Here is a 21,374-nt window from a genome sequence, read left to right as displayed (position 1 = left end):
CCCCCCCCCCCCCCCCCCTGGTTTCGATCCTCATCCCCTGTCACAACGCCGCGCGCTGGCTCGGGGCGACGCTGGACTCGGCACTCGCGCAAACCTGGCCGCGTTGCGAGATCATCGTGATTGACGACGGCTCCACCGATGACTCGCCCCGGCTCGCCGCATCCTACGCAGACCGTGGCGTGCAACTCCTCCGCCAGCCCCAACGCGGAGCCGCCGCCGCGCGCAATGCCGCGCTCAACCGCGCCCGCGGCGACTACCTCCAGTTTCTCGACGCCGACGACCTGCTTGCCCCGGAAAAAATCGCAAGTCAGATCACCCGCCTCGCCGCCGCGCCAGCCGGCTCCGTGGCGTCCGCCGCCTGGACTCGCTTTCGTGATGATCCCTCCATCAGTCAATTCATCCCGGAACCTGTTTGGTGCGATGCGCTCCCGCTGGACTGGCTGGTGCTCTCCTGGTCCGGCGGCGGCATGATGCACCCCGCAGCCTGGCTTGTCCCCGCCGCGGTCGCACATGCCGCCGGCCCTTGGAACGAAACCCTTTCCCTCGACGACGACGGCGAATATTTCACCCGCGTGCTGCTCGCCTCCGCCGGCGTCGTCCATTGCCCCGAGGCGCGCGTTTACTACCGGACCCATGCCACCGGCAGTCTCAGCCAGACCAAAAACCCGGCGGCGTGGCGCTCTTCACACGACGTCTGCCTCCTGGTGCAGCAAGCGGCGCTCGCGCACGAAAACTCGCCACGCGTGCGCCACGCGTGCGCGCTCAACCACCTGCGCTACGCCTTCCACGCCTGGCCGCATTCCTCCGCCCGCGCCCTTGCCCGCGCCAGCCTGCGCGAAGCCCGACGCCTTGATCCAACCGCCCGCCGTCCGGCTTCAGGACCCCGCTTTGAACGCCTGGCCGCGCTCATCGGATGGAAGGCAGCCCGTATCCTCCAACATCAATTTCATCTCTCCTGATGGCCGCCCGATCCGACATCGTCCTCATTTACAAAACTCCGCCGGAAACCGACCGCTGGATCCCGGGAGACCGCTGGATCCGGCCCATCGTGCGCCGGGCCATCCGTGGTCCGCGCATCCCCGGCGGCATCGACAAGGTGTTTCTCAATCTCGCCGCCGGCCTGCGCGAACTCCGCGTTCCCTTTCGCGTCAATCCGGCCTGGCGGGACATCCGCCCGCACGAGCGCATCGGCGTCATTGGCCGGGGCCGGGCCTGCCTCGCTGGTTACGACCTGCCCAATCCCATTGTCGCCGGCGTCGCCCTCATGACCCACCCCTCGGAATGGCCCGGCCTTTGCGATGAGTATCCGGTGGTTCGCTACCTGCAGCACTGCGAATGGGCCATTGATCTCTACCGTCCCTATTACGGCGACCAACGCTGCGCCATCTGGCCTGTCGGTATTGAAACCGACGTCTGGAAACCAATGCCCGGCGCTGCCAAAACCACGGACTTCCTCCTTTATGACAAAGTTCGCTGGGAGCACGACCACTACGAACGCACCCTCATCTCCCCTGTTCGCGACACCCTCCGCGCGGCAGGTTGCAGCTTCGAGGAAATCCGTTATGGCGCGTATCGCCCTGATGAATACGCATCCGCGCTGAAGCGTTGCCGGGCCCTCCTGTTTCTCTGCGAACACGAAAGTCAGGGGCTGGCATACCAGGAAGCCATGAGCGCCGGTCTGCCCGTCCTGGCCTGGGACCCCGGCGAATGGCTCGACCCCGAACGCTTCAAGTGGGGATCACCCAAGGTTCCCGCCACCTCGGTGCCCTATTTCGACGCACGATGCGGAGAACGTTTTTGCGATGCCACCGCCTTTCCCGACGCGCTCGGACAGTTTCTCGACCGTCTGCGTTCCGGTTTCTATGCGCCCAGGGATTACGTGCTGGAAAACCTGACTCTCTCCGGCTGCGCCCGGCGTTACATCTCGCTGCTCCAGTTCGCCTGATGGCTCGTATCCGCATTTACATTGCCCGGCACCTCTGCACCGCCCCACGTCCGCAGAAGGAGGCGGATGCGCTCGCTCTCGCCGGCCACGACGTCTCCGTGCATGGCATGGCTTACCGGGCCGACTTCGCGGCGCGCGACGCCAGTCTCGCCGCCGGCAAGGACTGGGCATGGGAACCAGTCGTCAACTTCGCCACGCCCCCGCGCCGCTTCGCCTGGCTCCGCGCCCGCCTCCGGCACCGGCTCGCACGGGAATGGTTTGCCATCACGACGCGAATCTCCGCCGACGTCTGGGGCTACGCCAACCACGCCCTCGCCGCCCATGCGCTCCGGCAGCCTGCCAATCTCACCATTGTCCATTTCGAAGGCGGACTCTGGTTTGGTGAGTCACTCCTGCAACGCGGCCTCCGCGTGGGAGTGGATTTTGAGGACTGGTTTTCGCACGACCTCGCCCCAAGCCAGCGTCACGGACGACCTGTCGGCTATCTGGCACAGTTGGAAACCCGGTTTCTGCGCTCCACTCCCTACGCGCTCGCCCCGTCACGGTCACTGGCCGAGGCCATGTCACATGAACTCGACGCCCCCCCCCCCTCGGTCATCTACAACACATTTTCCGCCGGCCCCGAACCTGTCTTCACGACTCCGCCACAACGCCCGGTTTCGCTCCACTGGTTTTCGCTGGTCATGGGTCCGGAGCGCGGGCTGGAAACCCTCTTCGACGCGCTTCCAGCGGTGCACGGTTTCTGGGAACTGCACCTGCGCGGCGAGTCCACGCCGGCCTACCGCCAATCCCTGCTTTCCCGGCTCGCCCCCGGTCTCCATTCCCGTATCCATTTTTTACCTACGGTATCAGCCGGTGAACTGCCCGCCGCCATTGCCGCCCACGACATCGGGCTTGCCCTCGAAGTGAGCGCCATCCCCAGCCGCAACCTCACGATCACCAACAAATTTTTCCACTACCTGCAATCCGGACTCGCCGTGGTCGCCAGCGACACTGCCGGACATCGCGAAGGACTTTCCCTCGCACCCGGGGCAGGCAACCTCTTCACCGCAGGGCAACCTGACTCACTCGCCCGGGCGCTCAACCACTGGACAACCAACCCCGCCCGCATCACGCCCGCGCGTCTCGCCGCCCGCGCCGCCTTTGTTTCCCGCCTCTCTCACGACCATCAATGCACCCGCTACGCCGCGCTCGCCGCAGCCGCGCTCGCCTGATCGTCCACACTGCCCCGCCTATGCGCATCCTTCTCACCGCCGACCCCGAACTCCCCGTCCCGCCCGGTCTCTACGGAGGCGTACAGCGGCTGGTCGCCCAGTGGCTCGAAGAGTTGCGACGCCGCGGCCACACCGTGGCCCTGGCCGCCCATGCGGAATCGACCGCCGCCTGCGACCGGTTGTTTCCCTGGCCGGGCGCAAACTCACAACGCCCCCGGCACACCCTGCGCAACGCCTGCGCCCTCTTTCGCGCCGCCCGCGCCTTTAGCCCGGATGTCGTGCACAGTTCCAGCCGCCTGCTCTACACCTGGCCCCTGCTCATCGCCCGTATCCCCGTTGTCATGACATATCACCGGTTGCCGGGAACCCGCCAGATCAAGGTCGCCCGCCGCCTGGGACGGCGCATCATCTTCACCGGCGTCAGCGAATTCATCACGCGAAGCGGCAGGCGCGGTGGTGGCGAGTGGCGCACGGTCTTCAATTGCGTGGATACCCGGCGATTGACCTTTCAACCCGAAGTGCCAGCCGACGCCCCCTTGGTTTTTCTCAGCCGGATCGAAGCCGACAAAGGCGCGCATCTCGCCATCCAGATGGCGCTCCGGGCCGGGCATCCGCTTATTCTGGCCGGCAACCATTCCGCCGACGCCAACGCCGCCCGTTATTGGAAGGATCAAATCGAGCCCCGGATCGACAACCACATGATCCGCTACGTCGGTCCGGTGGACGACCGGCAAAAAAATGCGTTGCTTGGCAGTGCGCGCGCCCTGCTCGTTCCCACGCAATGCGAAGAGGCGTTCGGCCTCGTCTTCGCCGAAGCGCTTGCCTGCGGCACCCCCGCGATCGGCTCCCGCCACGGCGCTGTGCCCGAGGTTATCGAACCGGGAAAAACAGGCTGGCTCGCCTCGGACATCGAGGAAGGCGTCGCCGCCATTGCCCGGCTCTCCACGCTGTCGCGCCGCGCCTGCCGGGAAGCCGCCGAACAACGATTCAGTCTCGACCGGACGGTGTCCGACTACGAAGTCATCTACCGCGAACTTGCCCCCCGCGCCTCCTGACATGCCCCGCGTCCTCATCATTTCCCCGCGCTTCGCGCCCGTGAACGCGCCCGACATGCAACGCGTGCGTCTCGCGCTGCCGCACCTGCGCGCGCACGGCTGGGACCCGGTCGTGCTGGCCCTCGCGCCCGATTGCATCGAAGGCGCAGTCCGCGAACCCCTGCTTGAACAAACCTACCCCGACGACATCCGCGTGATCCGGGTGCGCGGTCTTCCCGCCCGCCTCACGCGTCCGCTCGGCTTCGGCAATCTGTGGTGGCGTTGCGGATACGCCTTGCGCCGGGCGGGCGACGCACTCCTTGCCCGGGAAAAATTCGACCTCGTGTTTTTCAGCACCACGCAGTTCGACGCCTTCTCCCTCGGCCCCCGCTGGCTCCGACGCTTTGGCGTTCCCTACGTGCTCGATTACCAGGACCCGTGGGTGAACGACTACTATGCCCGCACTCGCACCCGCCCGCCCGGCGGGGCGCTCAAGTTTGCCCTCAGCCAGTTCAAGGCGCGCCGCCGCGAACCCGACTGCGTCCGCCACGCCGCCGCCATCATCGCCGTCTCTCCCGCCTATTTGGAAACCCTCCGCATCCGTTATCCGGATACATTCGCCCGTCCCAGGCAGCCCCTCCCCCCCCCCCCCCCCCCGGGTTCTCCACGCCCTCCCCTTCGGTGCCGCCGACGCTGATCTCGCGCACGCCGCGCGCCACATCCCCGCCCGTCCGCTGGTCAACTTCGACGACGGCCTTTTTCACCACGTTTACACCGGACGCCTCGGCCCCGACATGACCTTCGCTCTCACGGTCCTCTTTCGCGCCTTCCGACGCTTCCGCGACTCGCATCCCGCCGCCGCCGCACGGCAGCGTTTTCATTTCATCGGCACCGACTACGCCCCCCCCCCCCTCGGACGCGGATGGGCGCTCCCGCTGGCCCGCTCCGAAGGCATCGAAACTCACGTCACCGAACACTGCGCCCGCATTCCCTACTTCGAGTCCTTGCATTACCTCGCCCACGCCCAGGCGCTCACGCTCCCCGGATCAACGGATTCAACTTATAGCGCCTCCAAGATATTCCCCTGCCTCCTCGCCCGCCGCCCTTTGCTGCTGATCTTTCACCACGCCAGCCCCGTGCTTCAATTCGCCGCCTCCTGCAACGCTGGCATCCGTATCGCTTTTTCCGACACCACCCAGGCCACGGCATCCGCCCTCGCCGCCGAAGTCTGCGAACGCTGGTTCGAAGGCGGCGCGCAACACGCGCCCGCCACCCTCGACGAAACCGCCTTCCGCCCTTTCACCGCCGCCGCACTCACGGCCCGACTCGCCGGCATCTTCGATGCCGCTGTTGTCCCGTTGCCACCGCGATGACCAGTTCCTCTGACAACGCCTCCTCCGACGCCGCCCTCCGCCTGCGCAGCCATCGCCTTTACCTGACCGGCCTGGGAGGGCTGGCCGGGGCTTTTGTTTATTTCCTGTTCTTTGCCAAGGTCGCCGAGCCGCTCCATCTTTTGCTCGGCCTGACCATGATAACCCTCGCCGCCCTGCCCTCACTCCGCTGGGCGAGGCACGGTGAATATCACTTCCCGGTTTTCGAGGTTTTTATGCTCGGTGTGATTCCCGCCTATGCCGTGCCGCTCCTTGGTGCCCACGCAGGCCTGGCAGGAGTTTCCACCGACACAATTTCCAAGGCCGCCGCCGCCATCATTGCTTTCCAAACCGCGGCTCTCCTCGCCTTCAAAGGCACGCCTGTCAGACCCCGGACAACTCCATTCTGGACCAGCGAAATCATCTCCAGCCGTGCCACCCACTGGCTCACCGCCGGCCTCTGCGTATGGATCGTTTACATCTGGATCAACCTCTTCACCGACCTCATTCCCACCAGCCTCATCGGCGTGCTGCGCGCGGTTTTTTACGGCGTCGGCATCGTCGCCGTCTTCGCCCTCAGCCGCCTTTGGGGGCTCGGACAACTGCCAAAGCACGATCGCTTCTCCCTCGTTGCCGCCATCCTGGCCCAGTTGTTCCTCAATCTCAGTTCACTCGTCATGATCACAAGCATGGCCACCGTGATCCTCGCCATCCTGGGCTACACTTCGAGCAACCGCCGGATTCCCTGGGTGCCTTGCATCCTCGCCCTCGCGCTCTTCGGCATCCTGCACCAAGGCAAGTCGGCGATGCGTCAGCGCCACTGGGACGAAACCACCGGCCTGCCCAGAGCCCCCCTCGCCGTGGCCACCCTGCCCGCGTTTTACCAAGAGTGGTTCTCTCTCAGTCTGCACGCCCGCCAGTCGAAAGATGAAGAGCCTGCCAGCCTCGTGGATCGCGCCTCGCTCTTCCAGATCGTATGCCTCATCGTGGACCAGACGCCATACCCTAGGCCCTACCTCTACGGCAAAACCTATGCCGATACCCCCGGTCAATTCGTGCCCCGTTTTTTGTGGCCCGGCAAACCCGTGGGACACATTTCCACCCACACCATCGGCATCTACTACGGCATGATCGACGAAGAGGGAACCAAACGCACCACCATCGCCATCGGCCTGCCCGCCGAGGCGTATGCGAATTTCGGTTACGCAGGCATGGCGCTGATCGGCGCCTTCATGGGCTGCCTCTTCCGCAAATTCACCGGCTGGGGCGCTTGCAGCCCCCTCTTTGCCCCCGGCGGCATCCTCCTTGTCGTGCTCATGACCTGGTCGTTTCAAAACGAACTTACCCTCAGCATCTGGCTCACCTCTCTCTTTCAAGCCGTGGTGGTTGTCGTCTTCGCGCCTCACCTCGCCCGCCGCTTCCTGATATGAAACTCGCCGTCGTCCTCTCGCATCCCGTGCAGTACTACAGCCCGTGGTTTCGCTGGATCGCCGCGCGCACCGCGCTCCGCCTGCGCGTCTTTTATCTCTGGGACGCCGGCTGCCGCCCCCGCCATGACCCCGGTTTCGGCCACACCCTTGTCTGGGACACCGACCTGCTCTCCGGCTACGAACACGAGTTCGTGCCCAACCTCTCCGCCCATCCCTCGACCAACACCTTCTCCGGCCTGCGCAACCCCGACCTCCCCGCCCGCCTCACCGCCTTTCAGCCCGACGCCGTCCTGCTTTTTGGATACAACTATCGCACCCACCTCGCGCTCATTGCCCGCCGCGCCGCCGGGCTCCTTCGCACTCCGCTCCTCTTTCGCGGCGACTCGCATCTCCTCGGCGGCGCGCCCAGCCGGTCCCCCGCCGCCGCTGCGATCAAACGCCTCGCCCTCCGCGCCCTCTATTCGCGCTTTGCCGCCTTCCTCGCCGTCGGTTCCGCCAACCGCGACTATTTCCGCCACTACGGCGTGCCCGACAAAAAAATCTTCGATGCCCCGCACTGCGTCAACCAGGAGCACTTCACCGTCACGCCCGCCCGCCTCGCCTCCGCCGCCGCCCTCCGCGCCCGCCTCGGCATCGCACCCGACGACCGGGTCATCCTCTTTGCCGGAAAATTCACCGCCAAAAAACGCCCCGATCTCCTCCTCGCCGCCTTCCTTCAGACTGCGCCCGCCGCCGGTGCGCATCTCATTCTCGCGGGCGACGGTCCCCTCGCCGACACCCTCCGCCAGCACGCCAACGACGACCCGCGCGTGCATTTTCTTCCCTTCGCCAACCAGTCTGAAATGCCCGCGATCTACCTCGCGGGCGACGTCTTTGCTCTCCCCTCGCAAGGCCGCCATGAGACCTGGGGACTCGCCGTCAACGAATCCATGCACCTCGCCCGCCCCGCGCTCGTCAGCGATGTCGTCGGCTGCCAGCGCGACCTCGTTATCCCTGGGCAAACCGGCTGGGTTTTTCCCGCCGACCACCCCGACGCCCTCGCCGCCACACTCCGCGACATCTTGGCTCTCCCCGCCTCCGAACTCACCCGCATTGGCGCTGCCGCCCAGTCCCGCGCCGCCCGTTGCAGCTACGCCGCTGCCACCGACGGACTCCTCGCCGTGCTCGCCTCAATCTCAAATTCAAACCTCAAACCCTGAACACTGAACGCTAAACCCCGATGCGCATCGCCATCACCTTCGGCTGTTTTCTCCCTGTCCCGCCTGCGCGCGGCGGAGCCACGGAAAAAATCTGGTTTGCTCTCGCCCGCCGCCTCGCCGCGCGCGGACACGACATCACCCTCTTCACCCGCACCTGGCCCGACTGGCCCGATGAGGAACAAATTGACGGCGTCCGCATCCGCCGCCTTCCCGGACGCGACCACTGCCCCCGCCTCTGGCAAAACCTCCTCCTTGACCTCCGCTGGAGCCTGCGCCTGCGCCGCGCGCTCCCCCCCGATGCGCTCGTCATTTCGCACAACGTCACCCTCCCCATCCTCCTTCGCATGCCCGGCCTGCGCCACCGCGCGCCTGTCACCGTGGTCCTCGGCCGCATGCCCAAGGGCCAGGTGCGCCTTTACGGAAAACTCGATCGCATCTACGCTACCAGCGAAGCCGTCGCCACGCGTGTTCGTCACGAAAATCCCGATACCAACAACCGCCTCCGCATCCTCCGCAACAGCATCGACTGGCACGCGCTCCAGTCCCCCGCCCCGCAACCGCCATCCGCCGCCGCCCCGATTCTCCGCATCGGCTACGCCGGACGCATTCATCCCGAAAAAGGCCTCGACGGACTCATCCGCGCCGGCGCTCTCCTCGCCCGCGACCGCGAGTTGCCCCCCTGGGAAATCGTCTTCATCGGCCCCGTCACGCCCGCCGACGGCGGTGGCGGCGAGGCCCACCGCGACGCCCTCCTTGCCCTCGCCCGCGAGCACGGCATTGCCGACCGCGTCCGCTTCCTCCCTCCCGCCTGGGACTCCGCGGCGCTCGCTCAATTTTACCAGACCCTCTCGATCTTCTGCTACCCCACTCGCGCCGAGCAGGGCGAAGGCCTGAGCGTCGCCCCCATCGAGGCGATGGCAGCGGGCGCCGCTCCCGTGCTTTCCGCCCTGCCCTGCTACCGCGACCTCATTCTCCCCGGCGTCAACGGACTCCTCTTCGACCACCGCTCCGCCAATCCCGACGACGCCCTCGCGGCGCAACTCACGATCCTCCTCCGCAACCCCTCTGATCGCGCCACCCTCGCTGCCGCCGCCCGCGCCACCGCCCGCCATTTCGACTACGACGCCCTCGCCGCTGAACTCGAAGCCGACCTCACCACTCTAAACTCCAAACCCTGAACCCTAAACCCGGTCCATGCCCTCCTCCCAACCCGATCCCGGCGAACCGCCCTTTCTGGCCCAAGGCTGCGCCTCGCCCTGGCCGCGCGCCGAAGTGCTCAAACAACGCCTCTGGCAACTCGTCGAAACCCTGCTCTTTCGCCCCACGCCTGAAAAATGCCACCACTGGCGCGCCCTCCTATTGAAACTCTTCGGCGCCGACATCCCCGAACCCGGCAAAGTCGTCATCTTCCCCAGCGCCACTGTTTATTTCCCTGCAAAACTCCGGCTCGAACCCCGCGCCATGATCGGCCGCCGCGTGCGCCTCTACAACCTCGCCCCCATCACCCTGCGACGCGGTGCCAACATCAGCCAAGGCTGTCATCTCTGTGCGGGTACACACGATTTCACCCGCTGGGAAATGCCACTCGTCACCGCCCCCATCGAGATCGGCCCCAACGCCTGGCTTGCCGCCGACGTGTTTGTCGGTCCCGGCGTCACCATCGGTGAACTTGCCGTCATCGGCGCCCGTTCCGTCGTCGTCCGCGACCAGCCCCCCCGCACCGTCTGCGCCGGCCACCCCTGCCGCCCCCTGCACCCGCGACCCGGACCCACCCTCTGAATCCCGCCCGCAAACCCTTGCCGCAATGTCCTTCGACGTCCTCCACATCGTAGCCAGCCTCGATCCCGCCCACGGCGGCCCCTCGCAATCCGTCCTGGCGCTTGCCTGCGCCCAGGCCGCAGCCGGTGCTCGCGTCTGCCTCGCCGCGCTCGATTACCGCCCCCGCTCGATCCCCCCCGGCGGCATCACGCTCCAAATCGCCACCGGCAACGCCCCGCGCCTCCTCGCCTGTTCGCGTGAACTCAACGCCTTTCTCCAATCCACACCCGCCGCCGTCATCCATCATCACGGACTCTGGCTGCGCACCCTCCACTACGCGCACGCAGCCGCGCGCCGCCACGGCTCCACCCTCATCATCGCGCCCCGCGGCATGCTTGAACCCTGGGCGCGCAACCACCACGCCCTACGCAAAAAACTAGCCAGCCGCTTCGTGCACCCCGGCGCCATCGAGGCCGCCGCCGGATGGCACGCCACCAGCCAGGCCGAAGCCGTCAACTTCTCCGACATCAGCGGCGGCGCATCCGTTTGCGTCGCCCCCAATGGTATCCATGCCCCCACGACAAACGCGCTTGACCAGGCCCGCCGCGCCTGGCTCGCCGCCTGCCCGGTGCTCGCCGGCAAACGCGTGGCGCTCTTCTACGGACGCTTTCACCCAAAAAAACGCGTCCGTGAACTCATCCAACTCTGGGCCACCAAAGCCCGCCCCGGCTGGACGCTCCTCATCGCCGGCATCCCCGAGCACTACACCATAGAAACCCTGCGCGACTACGCCGGCAAAATCGGCGCTCAACACTCCGTGTGCATCGAAAACGGCCTCAACCGTCCCCCGCCCTACGCCATCGCCAGCCTCTTTGTGCTGCCCACGCACTCGGAAAACTTCGGCCAGACCATCGTCGAAAGCCTCGCCGCCCGGGTCCCCGTCCTCGTCACCGACACCACGCCCTGGCACGCGCTCAACCATGAGCGCTCCGGCTGGTGCGTCTCATGGGATGATTTCCCCGCCGCCCTCGACCGCACCCTCGCCCTCCCTCCCGACGCCCTGACCGAAACCGGCGACCGCGGTCATTCGTATTCGATAACCAACTACAGCTGGACCGCCACCGCCCGCCGCCTGCTCGATTTTTATCCGACACTCTCAAAGCAGAGCCCGGCCCTGCTGGCACAGACCGCGTAATCCCTCGTTGCATGCAACTCCGCCGCGAAACCCTCTCCCTCTGCCATTCCGGACTGCTCGTCATCGCCGCCTCCTGGCTCCTCGGCGGCAAGATCGACTGGGCCAAACCCCTCCTCGCCGCCCTCGCCACCCCCGCGCTCGCGCTGCTCGCCTGGGAAGTCGCCGCCCGCCGCCGCACCGCCCCCGAAACCCTCCGCCGCCTCGCGCTCTGGCTCTCCCCGATGCTTCTCCTCGCCGCGATGGTGATCGCCAGCGCGTGCAACCCAAGCCACGCCCGCATCCAGTTTTTCGATACACTGGTCCTCCGTCCCATCCCGCACCTTGCCGCCCTGCCCTCCTCCGCCGATCCATCGCGCAGTCTGCTTGAACTCTGGCTGCTCGGCGGACTTTACCTCGCCGGCCTCAACCTCGCCTTTTGTGTCCAAAACCGCTCCCGCCTCCGGCTCCTCGTCTTCGTCCTCGTTCTCAATGCCACGGCGCTGGCCGTGCTCGGCTCCCTGCAAAAATTTCTCGGAGCCGCCGGTCCCTGGTTCGGACGCTTCATCACCGGCAATCCCGCCTGGTTCTCCACCTTCACCTACCACAATCACTGGGGGGCCTTCGCCACGCTCCACGTCGCCGCCGCCCTCGCACTCGCCGCCCTCGCCGCCCGCCAGTCCCGCCTCGTCAGTCATCCCCCCTTTGGTCGCTCCATCGGTCCCTCCTCGCTCTGCTGCGCAGCCATCATCGCCCTCGGCGTGCCGCTCAGCACCTCGCGCAGCAGCACCCTCATGACCGGCCTGCTCCTGCTCGCCGCCACCCTCACCGGACTCCGCCTCGCGCTCCGCGCCGCTCCCCGCCGCCGCTGGCCCGTCCTCGCCGCACTCGCCGTCCTCGGCATCGGAGCCCTCGTCACCACCGAATTTGCCGGCCCTATCGTCAAAGACCGCTGGCAGGACACGCGCCGGCAATACGCGGAGTTTCGAAACGACTCCATCAGCTACGGACGCCCGGAACTCTATCGTGACACCTGGCATCTCGCCCGCGATCACCTCATCTGGGGCACCGGACTCGAAACCTATGCCGTAACCTTCCTCCCCTACTACACCTTCACCCCCACCGCGGACCGGCTCCGTCCCTATTACGACGAAGCGCACAACGACTGGCTCCAGTCACTCGCCGAAACCGGCCTCGTCGGCACCACCCTCCTCCTGCTCGCCATCGCCCTTCCCCTCACCGACGTCATCCGCCGCCATCGAACGCCCGACGGTTTCACCGCCTTTCTCGCCTCCGGGTGCGGGCTCATCGTCGCGTATTCATTTTTTGAATTTCCCTTCGCCAACCCCGCCGTCGTCGCCACCTGGTGGACCTTTTTCTTCGTGACCCTCCGCCATCGGCAACTCGCTCCAACCTTCAACTCCAAACCCTGAACGCCTCCCCTCCCCCCCCCCCCCCGAAGCGCAGCGCAGTCCATGTTTTCCACCGTCATCCTCACCCTCAACGAAGAACGCAACCTGCCCGCGTGCCTCGCCAGCATTGCCGGGTGCGATGACATCGTCGTGCTCGACTCCGGCTCGACCGACCGCACCGCCGACATCGCGCGCGCTGCCGGGGCCCGTGTCTTCGTCAACCCCTTCCACAACTTCGCCCAACAGCGTAACCACGCTTCCGATACAATCGACTTCCGGCACGACTGGGTCTTTCACCTCGACGCCGACGAAACCTTCACGCCCGCCCTGCTCGACGAAATCCGCGTCCGCCTCGCCACCGACGACCTCCAACTCATCGACGGCTATTACATCGCACCGCGCATGATTTTTCGCGGACGCTGGATACCGCACTGCACCGACTATCCCGCCTGGCAGGCCCGCCTCATCCACCGGAAACGCTTCCGCTTTGTTCAGGCCGGCCACGGCCAGCGTGAAGCGCCCGACATGCGCATGGGCAGGCTCCGGGAAAACTACCATCATAACCTTTCCTCCGAATCAGAGGAGACCATTGCGCAAAAACTCGCCCGCTACGCCCGTTCCGAAGCAGCCCACGCCGCCGCCACCTGCCGCCCGCCCCGCCAGTTGCTGCGCGCCCTCCTCTCGCGCGACGCCCTCGCACGCCGCCGCGCGCTCAAAGAGTTGAGTTACCGCCTTCCCGCACGCGGCGCCATCCGCTTCATTTACCAGTATCTGCTTCGCCGAGGCTTTCTCGATGGCTCCCCCGGCCTCGCCTACTGCCGCCTCCTCGCCGGCTACGAACGCGAATCCGCCCGCGAACTCCGCCGCCTGCGCAAAATCAGTTAGCCACTCATGATCGTTTTCCTCAACCGGTTCTACCACCCGTCCACGACGGCCACCGGGCAACTCCTCACCGACCTTGCCGAAGGCCTGGCCGCACGCGGGCACGCCATCGCCGTCGTCGCCTCGCGCCACGACGCCTCGCTGCCGGAAAACGAAACACGCAACAATGTTCGTATTCACCGCATCGGTACGCCTTCCCGCCGCCGCGGCTTTATGCGCGTCCTGGAGTTCCGCGCCTTTCGCGCCGCCGCGCTCCGTCAATTGCACGCCATGCTGACGCCCTCCGACACCGTCGTTGCGCTCACCGATCCGCCGCTCATCGGCGTGACCGCTGCGCAGGCCTGCCACGCGCGCGGAGCCCGGCTCATCCACTGGACGCAGGACATCTACCCCGAACTCCTCTCCGCCGCCGGTCCCGGCTGGCCCGCGCTCCCGCTCGTCTCCCTGCTTCGCCCGCGCCGCGACCGCGCATGGCGCGACGCCGCCCGCTGCGTGACACTCGGCGAGGACATGGCCGCGCTCCTTCGTGCCCGCGGCGTGCCGCCCGGCCGCCTCACCATCATCCCCAACTGGGCCCCCGCCGGGCTCACCCCTCCGCCGCCCGAAGACATAGCCGCCGTGCGTGCACGTTGGGCACTCGACGACCAGACCAACGGCCCCCGCTTCATCGTCGCCTACTCCGGCAACCTCGGTCGCGTGCATGACTTCACTCCCTGTATCAACGTTGCCGCTACGCTTCGTGACGACCCGCGCTTCGGATTCATTTTCGTCGGTGAAGGCGCACGCAAATCCTGGCTGCAACGCACCGTCGCCGCCCGCGGTCTGAAGAACGTCGTCTTTCGCCCGCACGAACCGCGCCAGCACCTCGCCGTCTCACTGGCCGCCGCCGACGCCCATTGGGTGACGCTGCGCGAAGGCTGCGAACACCTCGTCTTTCCCAGCAAGCTCTACGGTATCGCCGCCGTTGGCCGCCCCGTGCTTTTTGCCGGCCATGCCGGTTGCGAACTCACCCGGCTTGTCGAGCGCAACCAACTCGGCCTCGCCGCCCCGCCTCACGACACCGCCGCCTTCGTCCGGGCGCTCCGCCGCTGGATCGACACGCCACTCGCTCCCGCTGCCTGCGACACCGCCGCCCGCTCCGCCCTCGCCTTTGCCCGCGCCCACGCCTTCCCGCATGCACTCGATGCCTGGGGAAAAGCACTGCGTTAACCCTTCACGCCACTTTCACCATGAAAGCCCTACGACCCTTCACGACCGCGCTGATTTTCGGCGACCTGCTCTCCGTGTTTGTTCTCATCAACTTCGTGGCCATCCTGCGTGGCATCACCTCGTGGCAAACGCCCCTGCTCTGGCCCCTGCTCGTGCCGTTCCTGCTGCTGCTTGCCGCGCTGCATCTGATCGACGGATACAATTCCCGCACCGATTTTCTTTCCGCCGACTACCTCAGCCAGCACATCCTTGCCTGCTTCGCCGCCACCATCGCGCTGCTTCTCATCACCTTCGTCTTCGTGCCCGCCGGCTATCCGTTGCAGCAAAGCCGCGCCGTCGTCGGGCTCTCGTTTCTTATCATCGCCCCGGCCACGCTCCTCACCCGCCGGCTTCTCCATCTCAAACTCCAGCGCCGCCGCGCCAAGCGCCTCGTCATCTACGCCGGAGCCGACGCCGACGTGTTCTCCGTGGAAGCCACGCGGCTGCAACTCGACCGCGAAATCCGCTACGCCCGGCTTGGACCCGACGACGGACCCGACGACGGACGCCCGCTCCTTGGCGACCTCATCGAGGACATCACCTCCGGACGCCTCGGTGTCGAAGCCGTTGTCCTGCGCGAGACCGGCCGCTCCCTCCCGCCCGACGTGTCGCGTCGCCTGGAGGAACTCTATTTTGAGGGCGTGCCGACCTACACGCTGGAGCTTTTTCATCAGCTTTACTGGCGCAAGATTCCCCTCTACCGGCTCAATCTCACCTGGCTTTTTCAGGAGGGATTCAAGATGGCGCGCGTTCCGGTGTTCAACCACCTCAAGCGCCTCAGCGACATCGCCCTCTCTTTGTTTGTGCTCGTCCTCGGCGCGCCCTTCATCGCGGCCGCCGCCATCGCCATCAAGTGGGAGGACGGCGGTTCTGTATTTTTCAAACAACTACGCATTGGCCGCAATCGCGTGCCCTTCACGCTCTACAAATTGCGCACCATGCGTCCCGCCCCGGAGGGCGCCAGTTCGCCGGGCGGCGGCGGCAACTACACCGTGAAGAACGACAGCCGCATCACCCGTCTGGGCAGGTTCCTGCGCGCCAGCCGCCTCGACGAGCTTCCGCAACTGTGGAACGTGCTCAAAGGCGACATGAGCATGATCGGGCCGCGCGCCGAGTGGGACGTGCTCGTGGCCGACTATGAGCGCCGCATCGCGTGCTACCATTTCCGCCACCTCGTCCGCCCCGGCATCACCGGCTGGGCGCAAATCAATTATCCCTACGGCGCCGGCATCGACGACACCCTGCGCAAGCTCGAATACGATCTCTACTACATCCGCCATTTTTCCTTCCTGCTCGACGCGGCCATCGTCCTCAAAACCGTGCACGTCATGCTCGCCGGCAAGGGCGGACGGTAAACATTGGCGGCGACCGTTACCACACGCTGTCGGCGCGACGCGATTCGAGCAGGGCCTCGGCCTCGCCAGGCAGTTCGTGCAGGAAATCCAGTCCCGTGCGCTGCTCGATCTCGTCGATCGTCACGAGATAACGCCCCATGTCGCCCTCCGCGTTTTGCGGGAAGATAAACGCCTGGCAGCGCAGGCGTCCGTCGCTCTCGTCGAGCACGATCATGTAGCACGCCTCGGGCACTGCCACGCCGCCGCGCAGCGTCTTTGGTTTCGGGCCAAAAACCGGGCCCGCCAGCACCCATACCTCGCCAAAACGGGCGGGATAGTTGACGGCGATTTTCATTTCGAGCTGCTTCCACAATCCCGCATTGAGCGAGTGACGTTGCGGGATGATGTTGCTCATCAAAAACGTCTCCCGCTGCGCCTTCTCACCGTAGCGCGTGGCGATGGCGTAATTGGGCGCGAGATGCCCCCGGTCGTAACCGCTCCCGGTGTAGTCGCCGGGTGTGATGCGGGCGATGGTGCGGGCGTCCACATCGAAGGTTTCGGGACGCGCCGCAGGCTCGGGCAGAGGCGAGATGTCGCTCATGCGATAGGCCGCCCACACGGGATTGCCCAGCACATCCGAGTAGCCGACGACATAGGCGGTGTTGGTCAACGTGCGCAGTTGATGATCGATCCCCGGCGAACGCGGCACGCCGCCGTAGATGAACGTGTGGTCGCCCGGTGCAGCGGTCGTGATCGCAACAAAATCCTGTCCATAATAGAGCCGCCAGAGGTCGCCCGCGAATTGGAAAAGGTTGATCTTTTTCTGGCGGTCAAAGGTGTTGCGCGCCAGCCGCGTGACTTCCTGCTGTCGGGCCGGAGGTTGGAAGGCAAACCACACGCCCAGCGTCACGCCGAGGGCAAGCGTCACCCAGCCGCCGAGTTTCGTCCGGCGAATCAACCGCTGCCACACGCCACCTCCGCCGCGTCTGGAACGCGAGGAGCGAGAGCTTTTGCCAAACGAAGACGATCTGCGAGCGCACATGGACGCGAGCGAAGTGCCCCACGCACTGGTTTTCCAGACTGGAGTCAACGGAGCGGCGGTTTTCGACCGCCGCCTCCCTGTTTATTTCACCGACACGATGAGGCGTTGGTAGTTATTGCGGAAATACACAAGGAACTGGTTCTGCCCTTTGCGGAGGGCGGCCTTGGCAGAGGCGGTATCGGTGACGGACTTACCGTTGATCTCCACAATCACGAGTCCTTCGGGGATGCGTCCGGCGTAGGGGGAGTTGTCCGCAACTTCGATGACGATGACGCCGGTGAGTCCCCTATCGCCCTGACTAAAGCGACGGCTGCGGTCTTTGTCTCCCAGCGGCTCGCCACGGACGCCGGGAAGGAGTTCATCGCCAGCCGCTTCGTCAAGGGAGCCGAGCTTGATCTTGGCAGTGCGCTCTTTGCCGTCGCGCAGGTATTTGAGAGTGACTTCGGTGCCGGGGGGAAGGGAACTGATGTGAAGGCGCAGGTCGGTCCAGACAGTGATGTTTTTTTGGTCAATGGCCGTGATGATGTCGTTGCGACGCAGACCGGCCTTGCCCGCGGGACCGTCGGCGGGGAGGTCGTTCACGATAACGCCCCGGGTGCCTTTTTTGAGATCGAGGGAGGTGGCGAGTTCGTCGGTGAGTTCTTCGCCGGCAACGCCGAGGTAGCCGCGTTGCACGGTGCCGGTTTCAATGAGGCTGCGCATGATGCCGGCGGCGAGGTTGGCGGGGACGGCAAAGCCGAGGCCAATGTTGCCCCGGGTTGGAGTGACGATGGCGGTGTTGAGGCCAACGAGGCGGCCTTGGGCGTCAACGAGCGCGCCGCCGGAGTTGCCGGGGTTGATGGAGGCGTCGGTCTGGATGAAATTTTCGTAGCCGCCTTCACTGGCAAGGATGCCAACGGTGCGTCCGGTGGCAGAGATGATGCCTTGGGTGACGGTCTGGCCGACGCCAAGGGGGTTGCCAATGGCGAAGGCGATGTCGCCAACGCGGATTTTGTCGCTGTCGGCCAGGGTGATGGCGGGCAGGTCGGTGGCGTCGATTTTGATGACGGCAACTTCGGTCTTGGGATCGGTGCCAATGAGTTTGGCGGTGAATTCGCGTCCGTCGGCAAAGGCGACTTTGAGTTCGTCGGCTCCGTCAATGACGTGGTTGTTGGTCAGGATGTAGCCGTCGGACGAAACAACGACGCCGGAGCCAATGCCGGTTTGTTGTTTTTCTTCACGGTCTTCGGGCGCGTTGCGGCCAAAGAGTTGCCGATAGAAGGGGTGCAGGGTGTAGCGGACGGTTTTGGAGGGATAGACGGAAACGACGGCTTTTTGCGCGGTGTCGAGGACGTCGGCGTAACTGGTAACAACTCCGCCGATGTTTTTGGCGAGAGGAGTGGTGTCTATTTTTAGCTGGGGGGGAGGGGGGGGGCTGGAGGAGGCGGCGTCCTTGGCCATGACGGCCAGAGTGAGCGTGGCACCGGCAAGGGCGGCGGTGAGGAGAGTCAGGATGTTTCGGATTTTCATAAGTCGTTTATCGATAAAACTGCGTCCGATATGAGTTGGCAGCAGGGTTGAAGGGAAATCGACCGCTGCCAATTCGCAAGGTTCCGACCAGATACAAGGTCTACTCGGGTTCGGCAGTGCCTTCCACGACCCAATCGCGCGCTTCGGGCACTTGCTCGAAAAAGCCGCGCAGGGCCGCGCTCAGGTGCTCGGCATAGCGGAAGTGCGCGCCCATGCCGGTGCGCAATTCGGCTTCGTAAATAAATTTGTCGGCATGGGTGCCGTGCTCGAAGGGCGTCTGCGCGCCAAGGAGCAGCGAGTAGGTGTAGGCCGGGGAACCGCGTTGGAGGAGTTCGCGGGTGAGCGCGGCCTGGTCGTCGAGAAGGCGCTGGTGGTCAGCATGGCGAATCTCAGGCGGGAGATAAAAGCCGGCTTGGATGAGCGGCGTGTAACGGCAACCGGTGCGATGGCGGTTGAGGTCGCGGAGTTCGGCGATGGCAAGGTTGTTCCAGGCAAAGGTGACACGCATGCGGCGGGTCGCGGTGCCTTGCGCACCGTAGCGGTTGGCGCGGTGGCGAAGGGCGTCGGCGATGGATTGCTCCTCGGCGAGAAAGGGCGCGGCGGCGCGGTCAACGTGGACCCACGTCTGGTCGGCCAGTGGCGCGGTCATCAGGCGGGCGAGGCCGAGTCGGCAGGAGATGGCGAGTTCTTGGGCGGCCTGCGCTTCGTGCGAGGCGTCGGCGGTGCTGTGGCGGGTGAGGCGCGGGGATTGTTTCACCAGTTCGGCGCGGAGCAGATCGGCGGCGGCACGGGCTTCGGGTTGCGGGAGCGACGCGAGGGTTTTGACGGTCTGAGCCCACATGCGCGAGGTTTGCACAAGGGCAAGGTTGGTGCGCGTGGCAAAGGGAATAAAATAGCGGGCGCGGTCGAGCGCGTAGTTTTTGCGGATGCGGGTGACGACGGCGGGCTTGGCCCCGGCGGGGATGCGGACGCGGTGAGGTTCGCTCTCCCCAAGGGCATCGAGCCGGGCATATTCGGCTTGGTAGGTGGCGAAGGCGCGAGCCATCACTTCCGTCCAACGCGCGGCCAGATCGGCGGGGATGCCAATGTCGGCGGGATCGGGAAGGCTGGACGGGGCAAGGGTTATGTAGCGGGTGGACGACTCCTGGCCGTCGGCCATCTGGGCAATTTCAAAGATTTTGTATGCGAGCCACATCGACACGTCATCGAGGGCGATGGCGATGCCACCGGTGAGGCCGCCGATGGAGGCGTGGCCGTAATCGACGAATTTGAGGATGCGGTCGATGGAGGCGTCGGGGTTGGCGAGATCGACTTTGGAGAGGATATTGGCAAGGCCGTCGTTGGAGCGCGAGTAGCGGGCGAGGACAGAGGCCAGCAGTTCGGGCGTGACCTTGGGCTGGTCGGCGGCGGTGGGTGGCGGAACGAGAGCAAGGCCGGTGATGCGCATATTGGGGTCCGATGGCCGCAAAAACCCGCGCCGGGCGCAAGCGCGCAACGCAACAACCAACAGCACAACAATGGTGCCATCTGCAAAATCCTCTGAAACAACCCTTGACTCACCTCGCCTGCTTTGGATTGCTCTGCGGTTTACATTTATAGAACACGTTATGGCCAACACCAAATCCGCCATCAAAGCCGCCCGTAAAACCGCGCGCTTCACCACTCGCAACAAGGCCGTCAAAACCCGCCTCAAAACCCTGCACAAGAAGTTCGAAAAAGCTTCTGCCGGTGAGGACAAGGAAGCAGCCAAGGCCGCCGCCGCTGCCTACGCCTCTGCCATGGACAAGGCCACCAAGTCAGGTGTCGTGCACAAAAACGCCGCCGCCCGTGCCAAGTCGCACGTCGCCAAGACGGTGTTCGCCAAATAAGGGACCGCGCCACTCAACCGTCCCACTCGGACATTTCTCCCAACTGTCTGTCATCGAGCCCTGCCGCAGCCCGGCGGGGTTTATTGTTTTTGGGATGCCAGAAAACACCGACCGCTGAACACCGAACACGGAACGCCGAATGGATATGGATATGAACACAACCACCCTGCCCCCCCCCCCCCCCCCTCCCCCCCCGGCACCCTCCACGCCGCCCAAGCGCGAGAACCTGCTCATCAATCTGGTCTGCAATATCGGACTGCCCTTTTTCATCCTCGCCAAGCTGAGCGCTCCCGAACGTCTCGGTCCCCATCTGGCGCTGGTCATCGCGCTGGCGTTCCCGCTGGGCTACGGCGCGATGGACTACATGCGGCGGCGCACGGCCAACTTCGTGTCGATCATCGGCGTGGTCGGCACACTGGCCACGGGGATATTTGGGCTGATGAAGCTCGATCCCATCTGGTTCGCCGTCAAAGAGGCCGCCGTGCCGACCATCGTTGCTCTGGCCGTGCTGGCCTCAATGAAGAGCCGCCGCCCCCTCATCCGCCAGTTTCTCTACAACGACCAAGTCATCAACGTGCCCAAAGTCGAAGCCGCCCTCGCCTCCCGCAACAATCAGGGTGCCTTTAACCAACTCCTGCGCAAAGCCAGCTATCTGGTGTTCCTGAGCTTCCTCGTGAGCGCCGTGCTCAACTACTTCCTTGCCCGCTGGATCATTACCAGCACGTCCGGCACGCCCGAGTTCAACGGACAACTGGCCAAGATGAATCTCCTAAGCTGGCCCGTGATCGCCCTGCCCAGCACAGCTATGCTGATCGTCGCCTTGTGGCAGCTTCTCCGTGGCATCACGCGCCTCACCGACATGCCGCTCGAAGAAATCTTCCACCCCCAGCCAGAGAAAAAGAAAAAAAACGCCTGACGGACGAAACGCGTCCGGCTGAGCGACGGTTGACAGACTGCC

General features: G+C 65.3%; 19 protein-coding genes. 16 read left to right on the top strand and 3 right to left on the bottom strand.

The genetic code is table 11. The features are described 5' to 3' along the window. The 14 genes from OBACDRAFT_RS02570 to OBACDRAFT_RS02505 all read left to right on the top strand — a co-directional run. A partial coding sequence (locus tag OBACDRAFT_RS02570) for a glycosyltransferase family 2 protein (protein ID WP_052360912.1) occupies positions 1–959 on the top strand: 959 nt, incomplete at its 5' end. Continuing rightward, entirely contained in the window at positions 959–1,945 is a 987-nt protein-coding gene (locus OBACDRAFT_RS28820; protein WP_043582539.1) for a glycosyltransferase, read from the top strand. The genes OBACDRAFT_RS02570 and OBACDRAFT_RS28820, both read left to right, overlap by 1 nt. Next, entirely contained in the window at positions 1,945–3,159 is a 1,215-nt protein-coding gene (locus OBACDRAFT_RS02560; RefSeq protein ID WP_043582538.1) for a glycosyltransferase, read from the top strand. The genes OBACDRAFT_RS28820 and OBACDRAFT_RS02560 overlap by 1 nt, the downstream gene beginning before the upstream one ends. A 20-nt stretch (positions 3,160–3,179) precedes the next feature. Continuing rightward, positions 3,180–4,214 (top strand): glycosyltransferase, encoded by a 1,035-nt coding sequence (locus tag OBACDRAFT_RS02555; RefSeq protein WP_043582550.1) that lies wholly within the window; start codon positions 3,180–3,182, stop codon positions 4,212–4,214. 1 nt (position 4,215) lies between these two features. Continuing rightward, positions 4,216–4,890 (top strand): glycosyltransferase, encoded by a 675-nt coding sequence (locus tag OBACDRAFT_RS24855; protein ID WP_052360911.1) that lies wholly within the window; start codon positions 4,216–4,218, stop codon positions 4,888–4,890. Between the two features lie 672 nt (positions 4,891–5,562). Next, complete coding sequence (locus OBACDRAFT_RS02545; RefSeq protein ID WP_043582537.1) at positions 5,563–6,993, top strand: hypothetical protein; 1,431 nt, start codon at positions 5,563–5,565, stop codon at positions 6,991–6,993. Next, on the top strand, positions 6,990–8,192 hold the full coding sequence (locus tag OBACDRAFT_RS02540; RefSeq protein ID WP_043582536.1) for a glycosyltransferase family 4 protein: 1,203 nt from the start codon (positions 6,990–6,992) through the stop codon (positions 8,190–8,192). Before OBACDRAFT_RS02545 ends, OBACDRAFT_RS02540 begins: the two co-directional genes overlap by 4 nt. 20 nt (positions 8,193–8,212) lie before the next feature. Next, positions 8,213–9,370, top strand: a complete 1,158-nt coding sequence (locus OBACDRAFT_RS02535) for a glycosyltransferase family 4 protein (protein WP_043582535.1) — start codon at positions 8,213–8,215, stop codon at positions 9,368–9,370. Between the two features lie 16 nt (positions 9,371–9,386). Continuing rightward, the gene (locus tag OBACDRAFT_RS02530; protein ID WP_052360906.1) at positions 9,387–9,971 is read left to right on the top strand and encodes an LbetaH domain-containing protein; all 585 of its coding nucleotides are present in this window, start codon (positions 9,387–9,389) and stop codon (positions 9,969–9,971) included. Positions 9,972–9,996: 25 nt separating this feature from the next. Continuing rightward, positions 9,997–11,145 (top strand): glycosyltransferase, encoded by a 1,149-nt coding sequence (locus OBACDRAFT_RS02525; protein ID WP_043582534.1) that lies wholly within the window; start codon positions 9,997–9,999, stop codon positions 11,143–11,145. Between the two features lie 11 nt (positions 11,146–11,156). Further along, positions 11,157–12,554, top strand: coding sequence for an O-antigen ligase family protein (locus OBACDRAFT_RS02520; RefSeq protein WP_043582533.1), 1,398 nt, complete (start codon positions 11,157–11,159; stop codon positions 12,552–12,554). A 42-nt stretch (positions 12,555–12,596) separates the two neighbouring features. Beyond that, a complete protein-coding gene (locus tag OBACDRAFT_RS02515) occupies positions 12,597–13,418 on the top strand; it encodes a glycosyltransferase family 2 protein (RefSeq protein ID WP_052360904.1) in 822 nt (273 codons plus the stop codon). Positions 13,419–13,424: 6 nt separating this feature from the next. Further along, positions 13,425–14,624, top strand: a complete 1,200-nt coding sequence (locus OBACDRAFT_RS02510) for a glycosyltransferase family 4 protein (protein ID WP_052360902.1) — start codon at positions 13,425–13,427, stop codon at positions 14,622–14,624. A gap of 20 nt (positions 14,625–14,644) precedes the next feature. Further along, positions 14,645–16,018, top strand: coding sequence for a sugar transferase (locus OBACDRAFT_RS02505; RefSeq protein WP_043582532.1), 1,374 nt, complete (start codon positions 14,645–14,647; stop codon positions 16,016–16,018). A gap of 16 nt (positions 16,019–16,034) precedes the next feature. Here OBACDRAFT_RS02505 and OBACDRAFT_RS02500 read toward each other — a convergent pair whose 3' ends face one another. The 3 genes from OBACDRAFT_RS02500 to OBACDRAFT_RS02490 all read right to left on the bottom strand — a co-directional run bounded on the left by OBACDRAFT_RS02500 (position 16,035) and on the right by OBACDRAFT_RS02490 (position 19,995). Beyond that, complete coding sequence (locus tag OBACDRAFT_RS02500; protein WP_043582531.1) at positions 16,035–17,039, bottom strand: DNA/RNA non-specific endonuclease; 1,005 nt, start codon at positions 17,037–17,039, stop codon at positions 16,035–16,037. An 81-nt stretch (positions 17,040–17,120) separates the two neighbouring features. Then, positions 17,121–18,548, bottom strand: a complete 1,428-nt coding sequence (locus tag OBACDRAFT_RS02495) for a Do family serine endopeptidase (protein WP_043582530.1) — start codon at positions 18,546–18,548, stop codon at positions 17,121–17,123. 100 nt (positions 18,549–18,648) lie between these two features. Beyond that, positions 18,649–19,995, bottom strand: a complete 1,347-nt coding sequence (locus OBACDRAFT_RS02490; protein WP_043582529.1) for an FAD-dependent thymidylate synthase — start codon at positions 19,993–19,995, stop codon at positions 18,649–18,651. 160 nt (positions 19,996–20,155) lie between these two features. Here OBACDRAFT_RS02490 and rpsT point away from each other — a divergent pair, with 160 nt between their 5' ends. Both rpsT and OBACDRAFT_RS02480 read left to right on the top strand, forming a co-directional pair. Beyond that, positions 20,156–20,416, top strand: a complete 261-nt coding sequence (rpsT, locus tag OBACDRAFT_RS02485) for a 30S ribosomal protein S20 (RefSeq protein ID WP_043582528.1) — start codon at positions 20,156–20,158, stop codon at positions 20,414–20,416. 151 nt (positions 20,417–20,567) lie between these two features. Further along, the gene (locus tag OBACDRAFT_RS02480) at positions 20,568–21,332 is read left to right on the top strand and encodes a VC0807 family protein (protein WP_052360900.1); all 765 of its coding nucleotides are present in this window, start codon (positions 20,568–20,570) and stop codon (positions 21,330–21,332) included. Positions 21,333–21,374 lie beyond the last annotated feature (42 nt).

Origin of the sequence: Geminisphaera colitermitum TAV2 (genome assembly GCF_000171235.2) — a bacterium.
GTDB classification, from domain to species: Bacteria; Verrucomicrobiota; Verrucomicrobiia; order Opitutales; family Opitutaceae; genus Geminisphaera; species Geminisphaera colitermitum.
The sequence above is the reverse complement of the archived record's forward strand: the minus strand, read 5'-3'. Positions and strand labels throughout refer to the sequence as shown.